General features: G+C 35.6%; 10 protein-coding genes. 8 read left to right on the top strand and 2 right to left on the bottom strand.

From position 1 onward, the window contains the following. Positions 1 to 436: 436 nt before the first annotated feature. Positions 437 to 982, top strand: coding sequence for a hypothetical protein (locus tag MT390_RS14340; RefSeq protein WP_499441842.1), 546 nt, complete (start codon positions 437 to 439; stop codon positions 980 to 982). A 98-nt stretch (positions 983 to 1,080) separates the two neighbouring features. Here the strand turns inward: MT390_RS14340 and MT390_RS14335 are convergent, their stop codons facing one another. Continuing rightward, positions 1,081 to 1,272: a hypothetical protein gene (locus tag MT390_RS14335; protein WP_499441840.1), complete on the bottom strand. Its 192-nt coding sequence runs from the start codon at positions 1,270 to 1,272 to the stop codon at positions 1,081 to 1,083. Between the two features lie 66 nt (positions 1,273 to 1,338). Continuing rightward, positions 1,339 to 1,992, bottom strand: coding sequence for a hypothetical protein (locus tag MT390_RS14330; protein WP_166373035.1), 654 nt, complete (start codon positions 1,990 to 1,992; stop codon positions 1,339 to 1,341). Positions 1,993 to 3,237: 1,245 nt separating this feature from the next. Between MT390_RS14330 and MT390_RS14325 the strand changes: the two genes are divergently transcribed. The 7 genes from MT390_RS14325 to MT390_RS14295 all read left to right on the top strand — a co-directional run bounded on the left by MT390_RS14325 (position 3,238) and on the right by MT390_RS14295 (position 15,180). Beyond that, the gene (locus MT390_RS14325; protein WP_166373036.1) at positions 3,238 to 4,521 is read left to right on the top strand and encodes a cation:proton antiporter; all 1,284 of its coding nucleotides are present in this window, start codon (positions 3,238 to 3,240) and stop codon (positions 4,519 to 4,521) included. A gap of 321 nt (positions 4,522 to 4,842) precedes the next feature. Then, on the top strand, positions 4,843 to 7,263 hold the full coding sequence (locus MT390_RS14320) for an HD domain-containing phosphohydrolase (protein WP_499441838.1): 2,421 nt from the start codon (positions 4,843 to 4,845) through the stop codon (positions 7,261 to 7,263). A gap of 60 nt (positions 7,264 to 7,323) precedes the next feature. Beyond that, positions 7,324 to 9,120, top strand: a complete 1,797-nt coding sequence (locus MT390_RS14315) for an ABC transporter ATP-binding protein (RefSeq protein WP_499441887.1) — start codon at positions 7,324 to 7,326, stop codon at positions 9,118 to 9,120. 109 nt (positions 9,121 to 9,229) lie between these two features. Further along, positions 9,230 to 9,703: a transcription elongation factor gene (locus MT390_RS14310; RefSeq protein WP_499441836.1), complete on the top strand. Its 474-nt coding sequence runs from the start codon at positions 9,230 to 9,232 to the stop codon at positions 9,701 to 9,703. A gap of 362 nt (positions 9,704 to 10,065) precedes the next feature. Continuing rightward, positions 10,066 to 11,463, top strand: a complete 1,398-nt coding sequence (locus MT390_RS14305; protein WP_499441834.1) for an aminotransferase class V-fold PLP-dependent enzyme — start codon at positions 10,066 to 10,068, stop codon at positions 11,461 to 11,463. A 478-nt stretch (positions 11,464 to 11,941) separates the two neighbouring features. Continuing rightward, positions 11,942 to 12,868, top strand: coding sequence for a transporter substrate-binding domain-containing protein (locus MT390_RS14300; RefSeq protein ID WP_499441832.1), 927 nt, complete (start codon positions 11,942 to 11,944; stop codon positions 12,866 to 12,868). Continuing rightward, positions 12,865 to 15,180 carry a putative bifunctional diguanylate cyclase/phosphodiesterase gene (locus MT390_RS14295; protein WP_499441830.1) on the top strand — a complete coding sequence of 772 codons (2,316 nt, stop codon included), beginning with the start codon at positions 12,865 to 12,867 and terminating at the stop codon, positions 15,178 to 15,180. The genes MT390_RS14300 and MT390_RS14295 overlap by 4 nt, the downstream gene beginning before the upstream one ends. Positions 15,181 to 15,201: the final 21 nt, after the last annotated feature.

The raw sequence follows: 15,201 nt of genomic DNA, 5'->3' as shown, positions 1-15,201 counted from the left end.
AAACAGTCTCTCACTATTACAGCAACTCCCTGTAGCTAATTTATTTTCACTTCTCTTTTACACACAATTACAAAATAAAAAATAAATATAAAAATAAATATCGAAAAATTTTACACTAATTTATTTTATAAAAATTTCAGCATCACCCACTTTAACCACAAGCACCTCAGCCACAAATAAAAAATAACAATAAAAACAAACAATTAGGCAACAAAAAACACTTTAACTTATGAATATAAAAAGAAAACAAATAGTTAACTCTTATTTGTTAATAATTTTACCCCAAAAGAGACAGTTGAATAATTTTACACATAGACAGCATCCACACCGAAAATTAATCGTAAATAACTGATAAATATAAAAAAATTTATTGGCACACAATATGCTATCTATTAAGCATATGGAATTGTCCATTTATAAATAAGGAGATCATCACATGAAAAAATTTATTTCATTAGCAGCAGCTTCGCTAGTAATATTATTTGCATCAAATACTGCTTCAGCAAGACCAATTGAGGGTATTATTAATTTTGTTGGTGGCGCAGTTATTACTAATACAGGCAACACTATCGCTACAGTTACCTTTGATCCAGGCGTATTGGTTAATGGAAGTGATAACCTTGCTACGGGTGATTTTGATGGCCTAGAAGGAACTGCTGCAGCATTTACCACATTAGATGTTAGCAATGTTCCTCTTTACACTTTATGGACCGCTGGAACGTTTACTTTCCAAGTTAGCTCTATATCAGTAAATAGTTTTACTCCTGGTATTTTAGGTGCTAAATCTGTTGGTGGTAGTGGTTATTTAACAAGCACAAATCCTTTACTAGACCAAACTGCTGGTACATGGATAATTACATCGAATGGTACAAAAAATGCAGTATCTTTCTCTGCAACAACAGTACCAGCTCCAGCGGGAACAGCATTATTAGGTTTATGTCTATTAGGCTTTGGATTATCTCGTCGTAACAAAAAAGCATAATAACTTTACTATTAACAATAGTTAACACCTTTAAACCAAGAGTTATAATTAACTCTTGGTTTTTTTATGTTTGCTATTTACGCTAAGGTTAGGTGTCGTTACTTCTGATTGATACCCGATTTTTTGTTTATACTACAATCATCGTTTTCTTTTTGATCATCATTTGATAGTAATGGATCACTACAGCAGCTACCAAAATGTACTGCATCTAGCCATTGTTGCTGGTCTTCTTCACTTACTTTTTTTTTGTTCACTGTTGGTGCTTTTGCTTGTTGCACTTTATCCGTCATACTCTTTCCTTTTTAATAAAATCAAATACTCATGACACTACACCTTCATAAGCTATCTACATTTATTTATATTCCAATACTATCTAATATTTCCAAAAATACATCTTCTCGAGTTTTAGGTGTTAAATTTGGATATAAACGACATAAACGTATTGCTTGGCTGAATTTATTTTTTCCTAACACACTAAGTACTCGTGTGAATAATGTTTCATCTAGAAAAAACGTTTTAACGGCATGATTCACTGCATCATCTAGTGAAACATAAACAACACCGTCAAACTCAAAACTATCGTTATCACTATTCACTTCTAATCGCGTGTTATTAATGATCAGCGGCCAGCCCTGATAATTAATACGTGCTTGCATCATTTCAAACATTGGCCATGCACTGCGTTTAAAACCTTCGAACGCACTGCCTTCTAATTCTGACTCTTCAAGCTCTTTTTTTGTCCAATTCGATCCAATACTCAATACTTTTTGGTGTTTACTAGTAAGCGCTTGTTTAATGGCATCGCGATAGCTGTAAATGGAAGGGAAAGCCGAGCGTTTAACAATGTTTGCACATTCTTTACAACTTGGGAGACTGAGAGGCTGATGATCTAAAATATTAATTTCATAATCATGCTTAGGGAACTTAATTTTTTTATCACTTGGCTCACCGCAAAACCAACAAGTATTTCGAAAATTAAAAGGGATTTCTACCGCGGCAAAAGTGCTCATATTAAGATCTCTCAAAAATGACTTAGAGTACGTTCTGAATGGCTATTAATCAATGTAAAAAATGATTCATAAAATCGCTAACAGAGGCAGTAAGCAAAGCATGAAACCACTAAAAATAGGAATGGGTAATTTAACAACACTCAAAGGTTAAAGCTAGCAAGGAAAACGGAGAGGGATTAGGATTCGTAAGCAACTGATGTATAAGAAAATATTTACAGGGTTTATTTGACAGGCTCTAAAATAGGAAAGGGCAGCCTAAGCTGCCCTAATTTTAGTCACACTATCAAATCCGTGATAGAAATTGCTCCATGCAATACATCCCTTTGACTATTGCCATACTAGGCGTCCACTTCCCAAATCCTTTGGGCTTCTTCCTTGCTTATATCCATATACGATAAACATCCTGTTTATCAATCCAGTATCCTACTGGTTTCATCCTTGATATATCCTTATTTAATAAACATCCTGCTTATTAACAGCTCCCTTTCCCTGGAAGGTGTCCCTATTACATCCTGTAATGTCGTCCTTGCTTTTCCTTAATGATAAACAATCCGGTTTATCTCACTCCAATCCTTGAAGTTTCCTTTCATCATCCTGATACGACAAATAATCCTTATTCACCGTGTTACAACATCCTGTTGTATCCTGCTATCCGTATCGAGTCTACATCCTGTAAACTATCTACGTCCTTGTTTGCGGAATAGATAATACTGCGCATCATAGTGATAAAGAGGACTTAAACATCAACGGTTAATCAAACATATGCATAAAAAACAATTATATAAATATAAATCAATTACTTAACTAAAAAACCAAGTTTAATAATGTATTAAATAAGTAAATCAAAGTGAGGATCTATTACGACTACAATGGTCGATCTCGCACAAAATTAAATTAACCTCATAATCACCTTTGAACCTAGAGGACAATAATCTTGATAGCGGTCACATTCGTACTCACACCCAAATTAAATTAGCGTTATTAGATAGTCAGTTTTCGACGCAAGTATTGATTTTTCAGGTTAAATTTTAACTAAAAAGATCAACGTATCAGGAAGAAAGCAGCTATGAGAAAAAATGCAAAATTTCAAGGTAAAAGACCATCGCTCTTTATAATGAAATATACTAAGCAGTAGGTAGTTCTAATGCTGATATTTATTCAAAAAATAAAATAATAAACTAAGCATAGTATTTGCTACTGATTCGCATTATATTTATGCTTTTATTTCTACCCTAGGTTATTTTTATGTCTGTATACGCCACTTTATGCTTCCTCGCCGCAGCAGCAATGTTGATTACATTTATTAATAGTAAATTAGGTAAATGGCAAACTACCATTGCGATTACTGCCGGCTCATTACTTTTTTCTTTATTAATCGTCGTCGCAGGTAAAAATGGTTTTACGCAATTACAAGATACCGCCATTACACAACTCGCAAAATTAGATTTTGAGCACTTTCTATTAAATGGATTGTTAGGCTTTTTGCTATTTGCAGGCGGCTTGGGCATTAAATTAGAAAGCTTAAAAGACCAAAAATGGGAGATTACCGCTTTAGCTTTAGGGGCGACCTTATTTTCAACTTTCTTCATTGGCTTTGCTCTGTATTTTATTTGCCAATTAATCGGCATTCCTTTTGACCTTATTTACTGTTTACTGTTTGGTTCACTCATTTCACCTACGGACCCGATTGCTGTTTTAGCTATTGTCAAAAAACTCGATGCTCCGCAACGTATATCAACTCAAATTGAAGGTGAGTCTTTATTTAATGACGGCTTTGGTTTAGTTATTTTTGTTACCTTGTTTAGCATCGCCTTCTCTGGTCAGCCAGTATCAATAGAAAGTGTTTCAATGATGTTTTTGCATGAGGCGATTGGCGGTATTGTCTATGGTTTTGCGCTTGGATTAATATTTCATTATTTAATTAGTGCCACTAATGACCATGCCATGGAATTATTGCTAACAATTGGTGTCCCTACTGCTGGATATGTATTTGGCCAAATGATCGGAGTATCGGGTCCACTCGCCATGGTTGTCGCTGGCATCATGATTGGTAATTGGACTAGAAAAAATGGTTTCTCTAAAGAGAGTAAAGCACAACTAGATCACTTTTGGGAACTCGTCGATGAGTTTTTAAACGGCATATTATTCTTATTAATTGGCTTAAGCATGTTGGAATTTAGCTTCCATGGTGAAGACTGGATCATCATGCTTATTACTATCCCGTTAGTATTATTAGCTCGTTATTTGAGCGTTCGTTTATGTTATGTAGGTTTTAATCAATTTCGTAGTTACAACCCATATTCAGTGAAGATTTTAACCTGGGGCGGTTTACGAGGCGGATTAGCATTAGCCATGGCAATGGCTATTCCAGCTGGCGTTTGGGTATTACCAGAGAAACAAATTGATGTGCGTGAGATTATTTTGGTGATCACATACGGTGTTGTATTATTTTCAATTCTTATACAAGGCTCGAGCATTGTGCCATTAATTAACAAAGCAAAAGAATGGCAAAATACGCATCAAAGATAGTTAATCACATTGAAATAAAGTGACCATAATACAAGACTACCGGGCAAATCAAAACAAGCCCTGTTAGTCTTGTTAACAGATTGTATTGGACAGCTAACAATCAAAATAGGTTAGTAAGTTCGGTTGCAATCGTTCAGGTCATTATTTTACCGATCTCTGCAAAATTAAAACGCCTTAAAAACCCTCAAAATATCAATCAACATTTTGGTATTAAAAGCGACTAAATAACTTCTAATAGATATTAATACACATGAGAGCAAAAATATAAATAAACCAACAGTCTAACAATATGGACTTATGTATTAATAATCAGGATGAATTATGTCTCAAGCTTCGCAAAAACCGATGCGCTCTATCCGTACCCTCGTCATTAAAGTATTCATCTTTGTATTTGTACTGGCGATCTCTACTACACTTGCTTTGCAATATTACTTTAGCCACTCAACCCTGCAAAAATCGACCGAACTGTCATATCGAACAGAAGCTAATAGGATCAATCAATATGTTGATCAAATAAATGCAAAAGCCATCACCGACGGTTTGCTATTAGCCAATTTCACTCGCTTAACTGAAAATAAAAAAATTACACCAAAAGCACTACAAATGCTGACGACGTTAATGCACAACAACTCCGCCTACCATAGTATTTCTGTTGGTTTTGACAATGGCAATGTGCAGCAGCTAGTTAACCTAAATGCGGCACACAACGATCCTGCCTCACAAAGTGTGGCGTCAGACTGGTGGCTTTTAATCTCAATTAATGGACAGGGGGAGCAACGCATTCGAACATTTTATTACTTTGATCAATCCTTTAATTTACGTAAGCAATATCAGGAAGAAACTAATTATGATTTAACACAACAAGCTTGGTTTCAAGACGCAGTCATTAATTCAGTGAAAAAATCAAAACCTTACTTATTCCCATACTCTAAAACGTTTGGCCAAACCTACTCAATAAAGGTGCCTGAAACTAATATAGTATTGGGTATAAACATGACTTTAAATACCTTGCCTGAAATATTACAAAACGATCTGAAAAACAGTGAAGACAAGCTCAATAGCACATTCCATGAAGCCTATATTGTTACCCAATCGGGTCAATTAATAGCATCAAATCAGGCTAATAAAGCATTTAGTAATGGCCATCAATTACCTACAGCTCCCTACCCTGCATTAATACCGTTAATACAACAAAAACAGAAGCTTAACCAACTTATACTGACCACTTTGAATCAACAACCCTATTATGTTTATATCACTTCTATCAACAGCATAAATGGTGTGAATAAATATTTAGCATTAGTTATCCCTAAACAGCAATTAATGGCGGAGAACACACAGCAACTAATAATGATTCTGTTGCTAAGCCTACTGTGCTTATTATTGTTGTTACCCTTTTTATGGCTATTTTCTTCATCAATTATTAATCCATTGAATGCGTTGCAGCGAAATATTGAGAAAGTGAAAATGCGTCACTTTAAACAATTAACAACAAACACTAGCAACATCAGTGAAATACAGAATTTAGATCGGTCACTTATTGAGATGAGTCTCTCTATTGAAACTTATCAAACTGAGCAGAAGCAATTGATGGAGTCTTTTATTAAGCTCATTGCACAGGCCATTGATGATAAATCACCTTATACAGCGGGACATTGCAATCGAGTACCTGAACTTGGTTTAATGCTCGTAAAAGCGGCACAAGCCTCTAACTTAGCACCCTTTACAGACTTTAAATTTGAAAATGAAGATCAGCAGCAAGAATTTAATCTAGCAGCTTGGTTACATGACTTAGGTAAGATAACCACACCTGAACATATCATTAATAAAGGTACTAAATTAGAAGCAAACTATAATCGAATTCATGAAATACGGATGCGTTTTGAAGTGTTATGGCGCGATGCAGAGATCACTTATTATCAACAAAGTAGAGCGCACCCTGAACGCAATAAACCACTTAAAGAAGCATTAATAAAAGAACAATTACAATTAATGCGAGATTTTGAATTTGTCGCCAAAGCAAATATTGGCGATACCTTTATGGTGCAACAAGATATTTTACGCTTACAAAAAATTGGAGAGCAAACTTGGTTACGCTATTTTGATGATAGATTAGGTTTATCCTTGATTGAAGAGCTTAACTTAACGGGTAAAAAACAAAAATTACCAGTAACAGAAAAATTATTAAGCGACAAAAACGAACATATTATCAAGCGAGATAATCAACTTGAATTTGACCCTAAGTTTGCCATAAAAATGCAAGTGCCTAAGTACCTTTATAATTTAGGTGAGTTATATAATTTATCCATTAGTAGCGGTACGTTAACCGTGGAGGATAGATTTAAAATCAACCAAAACGTAGCCAGCACGATTAAAATATTAGACAGCCTTCATTTTCCGCCTGAGCTTGCTAACGTACCTCGTTATGCCTCCACACACTCAGAAAATCTAAAAGGGACAGGTTACCCTCGCCAGCTCAGTGCCAAGGATTTATCGATTCCTGAGCGAATTTTAGTGATTGCCGATATTTTTGAAGCGTTAACAACAACTGACAGACCTTATAAAAAAGCTAAATCCCTCAGTATTGCCATTGATATTTTATATAACATGGCATTGCAACAGGATGTTGATATGGATATTTTTAAACTGTTTTTAAGCAGTGGTATTTATTTACAATATGCGAATAAGTTTTTAGATAAAAAACAGATTGATACAGTGGATATTGGCCAGTATATTGATTAATAAAGTAGTCAATATAGGGCTTAATGCAACGAATATTTCTATTCATAAACTAGTTGGGTTATCAGTGTGAATATAACATCTACAATAGATTGGCCTTGGTTAATAAAACAGGCTAAACAACATAAAAAACGTCTTATTATCGCAAACATCATTGCTATTTTAGCGACCTTAATTAGTGTGCCTATTCCCCTACTAATGCCGCTAATGGTAGATGAAATATTATTAAAACAACCCGCCTCTGGTGTCGCCTTAATGGACCAATTTTTACCTACAAATTGGCAACAACCTGCAAGCTATATCATGGTTATTTTTTTCGCTGTTATTCTAATGCGTACCATTAGCCAGTTATTAAATATTTTGCAAAGCCGCCAATTTACACTCGTCTCTAAAACCATTACTTGTAAGATTCGACAGCAATTATTAGATAAGGTAGGAAGAATTAGTATTCGCCAATATGAAACACGTGGTAGTGGCGGTATTAACTCTCATTTAATCACAGATATTGAAACCATTGATAAATTTCTAGGCAGTACATTAAGCCGCTTTATTGTCAGCTTATTAACCGTTATTGGCACTGCAATTATTCTATTATGGATTGATTGGCGCTTAGGGCTTTTTATCTTATTGATCAATCCACTGGTCGTTTATTGCTCTCGAAAGTTAGGTGCGCAAGTCAAACATTTGAAAAAACTTGAAAATCAAACTTTTGAAGCATTTCAAAACCGTTTAATTGAAACACTTGATGGTATTTATCAATTACGCGCCTCTAATCGTGAAAAAGATTTTTTGCATCAACTAAAACAGCAAGCAGATAATATTCGCTATAGCGCAGATAAATATGCTTGGCAAAGTGAAGCCGCAAGTCGCTTCTCATTTTTACTGTTTTTATTAGGTTTCGAGTTATTTCGGGCTGTCGCGATGTTAATGGTGTTATTCAGTGATTTAACCATTGGACAAATGTTCGCGGTATTTGGCTACCTCTGGTTTATGCTCTCCCCCGTTCAGGAGTTACTCAATATACAGTTTTCTTGGTACAGCGCTGCAGCAGCTTTAAAACGAATCAATACTTTAATGCTGCTTGAGGAAGATCAGCGACCAGTTAGCAAAGTAAATCCTTTCCTTAAAAAGCAGGCAACAGAAGTAATCATTGAAAATGTTAACTTTGCATACGACAACGAGCAACAAATATTAAACAACTTAAGTTTAACGATTCCTGCAGGTAAAAAAATTGCCTTAGTTGGTGCAAGTGGAAGCGGAAAATCAACGCTTATCCAGCTATTAATTGGTGTTTACCAACCTAATAATGGTCGCATTCTGTTCAATGGAGAAGATAGCAGTGATATTGGTTTCGATATCATTCGCGATAATATATCAGTGGTATTACAACAACCTGTATTATTTAACGATACGCTGCGCCACAATTTATCATTAGGTCTAACCTATAGTGATCAACAATTATGGCATGCTTTAGATATTGCACAGTTAAGTGACCTTAAAACTCAACTGACAGAGGGTCTCGATACTCCACTAGGGCGACAAGGGTTACGCTTATCAGGTGGACAACGGCAACGTGTTGCGATTGCAAGAATGGTATTAACAGATCCACAATTAGTGATTTTAGATGAAGCAACCTCGGCATTAGATACACAAACAGAAGCAGCATTACACCGTGCTTTAAGTGACTTTTTGATAAACCGAACAACCTTGATCGTTGCGCATCGATTATCCGCAGTGAAACAAGCCGATACTATTTTTGTATTAGAAGAAGGACAAGTCAGCCAATCTGGGACACATCAAGATTTATTAGTTGAAGAAGGTTTATATCAAACATTATACGGGGCAGCTCAAAGCAGTTAAGCAGTTAAGCAGTTAAGCAGTTATTGCAATTGTAACTTGATCCTATACAAGTAGTTACTGATAATGCGCGCTATAAGCAAACCTTCAGTCAGTCTTGGCAACAAAATATATGAATAAAGTACAATTACATCAACAGTTAATGACACATCTACAACAGCTTTTAAATAATGCCAAGTTAGCAGCAAAGCAAGCACATGAAGCCGCCACCAGTGAAGAAAATATTGCCGAGGGTAGATATGATACCTTAGCGATAGAAGCAGCCTATTTAGCACAGGGGCAATCACAACGAGTTATACAGTGCCAAGCGGATCTCGATGCCTGTATTAACTTATCCACCAGTAAATCAACCATTGGTGAAATAGGCGCTTTAATAGTGCTCCTTGACGAGCAAGAACAAGCTAAATATTTATGGATTTGCCCCGTTGCAGGCGGCATGAAATTAAAGTGGGATCAACATACAGTGCTGGTTATTACTCCTCAATCTCCAATGGGCCACGCATTATTTAATCAACAGTTAGACGATCAAGTTGCCATTACCATTGCAGATAAAACACAACATTATGAAATATTACAGATCATTTAACCCTTTGATGGCATGCTCCAAAATACTGCTAGATTAACATACTAGCACTCGAGTAGATAAGGTAGACTTTATTTATGTTTAAGATAAATGATTAAATCAATAATGCCTGATACAACCCAAAACTAGACTAATTATCCATCACAGCATATTTTTAAATGTTTACACTCAACATTCCTCCATTTATGCCAATTTCAATTTACCTCATCTGCAATTTACTTCATCTACAATATCGAGCCTTCAATTTCCCGTCTCCTCAATGAATCGTTCAGCTTTAAAATTAAAGATTAAAAAATGTTCTTTAAATTTAATCACTTTTTGAAAATATCTACTATTCTTATTCTTTCATTAAAAAAGGACATAAAATGATTGAAAATAAAAAGGTTTCTCCCGCTAGAAGGCATTTTTTAAAAGTCACAACAGGCATAGTCGCTGCCGGTGTCACTGCTAGCTTATTGCCAGCTCAAGCAAGTGCAAAAGGATTTAAACTTGATCAGCATCGACATCGTCATGATAAAAAACGTTGGAAAAAAGTACAAAAAGAATTTGTTTTAGATAAAAAAACAACTTATATGAATATTGGTACAACCGGCTCTATGCCTAAAAGTGTATTAGATAATTATCAAAAAAATAATTTAAGCGTGGCGAAAAACCCATGGGATATGCAAAATAAATTTGGTTCATGGCCCTACGTTACAGAAATGACAGAGAGTATTGCACCAGGCTTTGGTGCCAATGCCAATGAAATTATACTCAGTCGCAATACCACTGACGGCATGTGCAGCATTCTTAATGGCTTACATTTTGAGGATGGTGACCTGATCTTAACCACGCATCATGAACATGTTGCTGCGCATTCTCCACTACATGTACTTGCTGCACGCTATGGTGTGGAAGTTATTTATCTAGATATTCCTGTAGATAGCGGTGATAACAGTATTACAGAGCAAGAGTTTGTTGATTTATTTGCACTGGCTGCCAATCAATATGCAGGCAGAGTACGGTTAATCACTTTTTCACATATCACTTACAAAACCGGTACCCGTTTACCCGCAAAACGAATCTGCCAAGAAGTGGCCATTCCCAACCAAATTCCAACACTTATTGATGGTGCACATAGTATCGGTATGTTGGATCTAGATTTTCATGACATTGATTGTGATTTTTATGCAGGTTCTGGGCATAAGTGGCAATGTGGTCCAGGTGCAACGGGTATCTTATTTGTACGAGATGGTGCAACACGATTAGATCAGTACTGGTCTGATCGCGAAAATCCATTGTGGTTTATCAATTCATCATTAGGCCATGCAGATTATTTAGGCACACAGCTACAACTACAATACATAGGTAATGACAACTATCCAGCCAAACAAGCATTAGCCGATGCATGTGAAATGTGGGATGAAATTGGCCGAGATACCATTGAAGCACGCGTATTGGCTTTGAGTAAATATTGTAAACAACAATTAAAAACAACATTTCCAAGTGCCGCTATCTACTCACCAGATATTGATCAACTTGCCAGTGCAATCACAAGCTTTAATCCTTTTGACGATGTTAACGACTTAGTAACGTTAACTGAGTTTAGAGATCGGTTACGCGAACAAACTGGATTCATTATTCGTACCACTGACTTTAAAATACAACAAAGTGACTCGGTCGATACCCATGCATTAAGAATTTCAACTCACCTATTCCATGACCATGATGACGTAAATGACTTAATTAATGCGATGCAGCATGTATTTTACGGTATGAGCTAATCTTCTTAGTAAGTTAATGATTGCTGGTTTTTATACCTTATTGAATTGATCTGGTGATATGTGGTTACATTACGTATTCCCGTTTTCAATCAACATCGAGTATAAATTATCAGCAAGCATGCCGTTCTAATCCACCACAAGCTGACATTGTTTTAATTGATTTAGCTCTTTTAACTAAAAAGTATGCAGTATTTTACTGCTTGATAGCATAACTAATAATTAATACTTCCAACATCTCACCTTTAAGTTTGAATACTTCTGTCTATACTGTTTGTACATCATTTGAAACTTAGCCGAGCAAATACCGCACTGAAAAAATAAATAACGATAAAACAAATTGTTACAAGCAGTTTTAACCAATTGTGCTGTTTTTAAAAATGTTAGCTCCGAGCCTTTTACTTTAACCAGTGAGCTTAATCAGTAAGTTTTCAACATTAATATTAGATATAAAAAAATTTTACATGATAAGGCCTATTTAATGACCCTAACAAAATATAAATATCTTTGCAGTTTAATCGCTCTTCTTCTAATTTGCTTTTATAGCAGTGTCAGTACCGCTAGAGATCTTGAGCAGATTAAAGCAGATGGGGTGTTAAGACATATCGGCGTACCCTATGCGAATTTTATTACACTATATACTGAGGGTGATCGTACTGTGGTAGGCGGGTTAGATGCCGAATTAATGCAGGGTTTTGCCAAACACTTAGGTCTTGAATATGAATTTATTACAGCAAGTTGGTCAAATGCATTTACCTTGCTAACAGGAAAAAATGCGAGTTACATTAATAATCAATTACAAAGAGGTCATATTGACCATGGAATAGAAGGTGACGTTATTGCCAATGGGGCAACCATTTTACCATGGAGATCTGAAGTTGTTGATTTTGCAACCGATTACTTTCCATCTGCAGTCTGGTTAGTGGCCAAGGTTGAGTCAGATTTAATACCTATTACCCCGACAGGTAGCCTTGAACAAGATATTATTACCGTTAAAAAACTGATAAAAAATCATGATGTTTTAGCGATGAAACAAACTTGCCTCGATCCTGATTTATATAATTTATACGATACTGAGGCAAATATCATATTGCCTATTACAGATCTAAAACTGAATGAAATGATACCCGCCATTCTCAATAATGATGCAGAAAGTACATTACTTGATGTACCAGATACGTTAATAGCACTACAAAAATGGCCCGGCCAAATAAAAGTAATCGGCCCTGTTTCAGATGACCAAAGAATGGCTGTCGCCTTTCGCAAAGACTCTCCACAATTGCGTGAGGCTTTCAATCAATACCTGCAGAAAATGAAAAGAAGCGGTGAATATAATCAATTAGTTAAGAAATATTACCCTTCCGTTTTTAATTTTTATCCTGACTTTTTCAAGATAAAAAATCAATGAGGATGATTATTCGCCAATGGTTAACCAGTAAAAATAGCCTATTATTCGGTAGTGTTATGTTAGCAAGTTACTTGCTATTAATTTTAACTGTAACTAACGTTGGGCAAACAAAATTACAAGAATCGCAACATAATGAACTGCATTTAAAAATACAACATTATGCCGAATTATTAAGTAATTATTTTGACCTTTCAAATCGTAGCCTCAGTTTTATTGCAAAAAACAAAACAGTAAGCACCTTTTTTGCTAATAAAAATTCAGGTATGTCAATGACCTATGGCCTAAGAGCAAGTTTGTTTAATGTCCAACAATTACTTGCCGAGCGTATACAACCAAATCAGGATAAACGTCCGCCTTACTTCTCACGTATTACATTACTAGCATTGGATGACACAATTATCGCCGACACTGCACAGCAAAGAGAATTTAATCGCGACAATATAGACCTACTAGCATTACAGTCTGAGTATCAGACATTATTAGTTAATAAGAATAAAAATGAGTTAAGTCTGCGTTTATCTACGACTGTGTATTTCCAAAATAAAGCGATTGCAGTGATGGTTGGTGAATATGATCAGTCACGTATCATTGCATTGCTCAATGCGCAACAATACCAAGGTACTGGCAGTTATATTCGATTATTAAATGAGTACGGTAGCTTATTTGTTTGGAATTCCTTAAAAAATCCAGAAGATTTCAATCTAGGTGATGATCGTGTGCATTCTTTTCATTTAAAGAAAAAAGTAAAAAATACTCCTTTCACCCTAGAAGCTTGGGTTGAGGGTGTTGATGATAAAGACTTATTTACCTCTAAATGGTTTGTTTTATTACTCTCTTTATTGGCTATTCCAGTATTTTCTGGCTTGTATTATTTGTTTTATATTGAACGTAAAAATAGTCTGCTGCGAACACAAATCCATCATTCAACAAAACAACAAACAGCACTTTCAACGCATAATTTACAGTTAGAGAAAGAGGTTAAAAAACGAAAACTATCCGAAGAAAAGTTAGCCTATCAAGCAACACATGATTCATTAACAGGCTTACCAAATAGAAGTTATAGCCTGCAAAAATTAAATGATGCCGTCAATAATTGCCAACGTAGCCGTAAAAAAATCTTAATCATGTATATTGATTTAGATAATTTTAAACAAGTTAACGACACTTTAGGGCATGCTGCAGGCGATATCATTTTGCAGGAAACAGGTAAGCGATTAAAACTAGCACTGCGTAAAACAGATACCGTCGCTCGTTTAAGTGGTGATGAATTCATGGTGATCATTGATGAGTTGCAAGATTTAGAGCAAGCTAAAGAGCTAGCCGTTAAGGTACTACATTTATTTGATCAACCATTTCAAATGAATAAACATCTATTTCATACCTCTACCAGTATTGGCTTAGCGGTTTTTCCTGATGATGCCACAGATGCAGAAAACTTATTAAAAAGTGCGGATATGGCTCTTTACAAAGTAAAAGATACAGGGCGAAATAACTTTAGCTTCTTTGAATCGAAGATGAATGACGATGTAAATCGTAAGGTGGCTATTAATACACGTTTACGTGCCGCACTTATAGAAAATACCTTAGAAATGTACTATCAACCACTGATTGACCTAAGCACTCAAAAAATCATTGGGGCGGAAGCATTAATGCGCTGGACAGATAGTCAACTAGGTTTTGTACCACCCGATGAGTTCATTGCTCAGGCTGAAAAAAATGATTTAATTGACCAGTTAGGTAGTTTTGCTTTAAATACCGCAGCACACCAAGCAGCGGAATGGCAACAACTTGCTCCCTTACAAATTGCTATCAATTTTTCTAGCGTACAATTCAGACATTGTGAGTCATTATTGGCAGAAATTCAGCAGGTTTTATTAACAACCGGTTTACCACCGGAAAAATTAGATGTTGAAGTAACTGAAAGTTTATTGATTAATCAAGAAGGCGAATTGTTTGATATGCTGAAATCGTTACGTGATATGGGTGTTGAACTGAGTATTGATGATTTTGGGACGGGATATTCTGCACTGAGTTATTTACAGAAATTTTCATTTACTAAGTTAAAAATCGACCGCGCTTTTATCATGAACTTAACGAATAACAAGGCGGATCAATCACTGGTTAAAGCAATCACTGCAATGGCTAAAGCACTTAATTTAAAAGTTGTTGCGGAAGGGATTGAAGATGAAAAGCAAATGCAATTTTTAACCAGTCTTAACTGTGAATTTGGGCAAGGCTATTTGTTTAGTCCACCAGTAACGGCTGAGAAGTTTGAACGTTTATTACGTGATCAAATGAATGCAGAAAGTTAGGCATTATTGTGCGAATCTAGG

Origin of the sequence: Vibrio sp. 2-Bac 85 (assembly GCF_037546705.1) — a bacterium.
Lineage (GTDB): Bacteria > Pseudomonadota > Gammaproteobacteria > Enterobacterales > Psychromonadaceae > Psychromonas.
Note: the sequence above shows the minus strand (reverse complement) of the source record. Positions and strands in the feature narration are given on the sequence as shown.